Raw genomic sequence first — 662 nt, 5'->3', positions numbered from 1 at the left:
TCACCGATGGCGACACCGACGAGGAGGTACTGAACTACATCGTTTCGCGCTACGGCGAATTCGTGCTGCTGAAGCCTCGGCTCAGTACCCGCACCATGCTGCTTTGGGGCGCGCCAGTGCTCCTTGTGATGGTTGGTTTTGCCGCGATCGTCTTTACACGCCGCCAGCACGCGGCTCCCCACGTGGCCTTGCTGACCAAGGCCGAACAGAAAGACCTTCAAGGCCCTCGCTGCGATTGATCAACGGTCTTCGGTCGCCTGCAAAGCTCGCTCGAAATTTGATTCGGCTTAAAGAAAGCCGCAGCCTCGGCAGAAGAATGGTGAGCGCTTGGCGGTTCGTCTTGATTTATGTCAAGACCATCAAGTTCGATAAGCGCTAGTTGATTGATTGTTCGTGGCTATGGAGCACATGCATGGATTTCGAAGGATTTTTTAGGAGCGAGCTGGACGGGCTTCACAAGGAAGGCCGCTATCGGGTTTTCGCCGATCTCGAGCGTCATCGCGGCGGCTTTCCGCGCGCCACGCGCCACACGGCGGACGGTCAGAAGGACGTTACCGTCTGGTGTTCCAACGACTATCTCGGCATGGGCCAGAACCCGAAGGTGATCGAGGCGATGAAGAACGCCATCGACCACTGTGGCGCGGGTGCGGGAGGCACCCGGA

Annotated in this window: 1 protein-coding gene and 1 pseudogene; both read left to right on the top strand. The window is 58.3% G+C overall.

All coding sequences use genetic code 11. The annotated features are described in order from the left end of the window. Window positions 1-239: cytochrome c-type biogenesis protein (locus C9413_RS32540; RefSeq protein WP_170251650.1), on the top strand; the 239-nt coding region annotated here is incomplete at its 5' end. 173 nt (window positions 240-412) lie between these two features. Continuing rightward, window positions 413-662: pseudogene (locus C9413_RS32535) on the top strand (aminotransferase class I/II-fold pyridoxal phosphate-dependent enzyme); the annotation flags it as partial.

This window comes from Rhizobium sp. SEMIA 4085 (genome assembly GCF_013004495.1).
In the GTDB taxonomy this organism is placed as follows: Bacteria; Pseudomonadota; Alphaproteobacteria; order Rhizobiales; family Rhizobiaceae; genus Rhizobium; species Rhizobium gallicum.
The sequence above is the reverse complement of the archived record's forward strand: the minus strand, read 5'-3'. Positions and strand labels throughout refer to the sequence as shown.